General features: G+C 68.3%; 1 protein-coding gene. It reads right to left on the bottom strand.

Going from position 1 to position 779, the window contains the following annotated elements; genetic code table 11:
* On the bottom strand, positions 1-779 hold a 779-nt coding region (locus EQG76_RS13040), incomplete at both ends, for a PHA/PHB synthase family protein (protein WP_407925537.1).

Raw genomic sequence — 779 nt, 5'->3', positions numbered from 1 at the left:
GAACGCCCAGATCAGGTCGTTGGCCCGCAGCATGGCGAACACCTTGGCCATGTAGCCGGCCTCCAGGAAGCCGGTGCGCTCCATGTGCTGCTCGAGCTTGGCGATCTGGGGCGCGTCGATGAAGACGCTGACCTCGCCCGGATCGGAGAAGTCGGTAAGGCAGGTGAACAGCGTGGCGGACGCGATCCGCTCCGCCTGGCCGGACGCGGCCAGATGGGCCAGGAGGCAGGCCGTGAGCGTGCCGCCCAGGCAGTAGCCGATGATGTTGATCGTCCGTTCGCCGGTCTGCCGCTCGATCGCCTCCATCGCCGCCAGCGGGCCCTCGCGCAGATAGTCCTCGAACGTCTTAGCAGCGAGCCTGGCGTCCGGGTTCACCCAGGAGATCAGGAACACGGTCAGGCCCTGGCCCACTGCCCAGCGGATGAAGCTGTTGTCCGGCCGCAGATCCAGGATGTAGAACTTGTTGATCCAGGGCGGCACGATCAGGAGCGGGCGCCGGGCGACGGTGGGTGTTGCCGGCGCGTACTGGATCAGCTCGATCAGCTCGTTGCGGAAGATCACGCTGCCCTTGCTGGTGGCGATGTCCCGGCCCAGCTGGAACGCGTCGCGCGGGGCCATGGCCGGGGCGAACTCGCCCTGCGAGCGTTCCATGTCCTCCAGCAAGTGCTCCAGCCCGTCCAGCAGGCTCTCGCCGCCGGTCTCGGCGGCCCGCGCCAGGACCGCCGGGTTGGTGAAGGCGAAGTTGGTGGGCGCGCAGGCGTCGATCAGCTGGCGGGTGT

Origin of the sequence: Geminicoccus flavidas, assembly GCF_009806515.1 — a bacterium.
Lineage (GTDB): Bacteria > Pseudomonadota > Alphaproteobacteria > Geminicoccales > Geminicoccaceae > Geminicoccus > Geminicoccus flavidus.
Note: the sequence above shows the minus strand (reverse complement) of the source record. Positions and strands in the feature narration are given on the sequence as shown.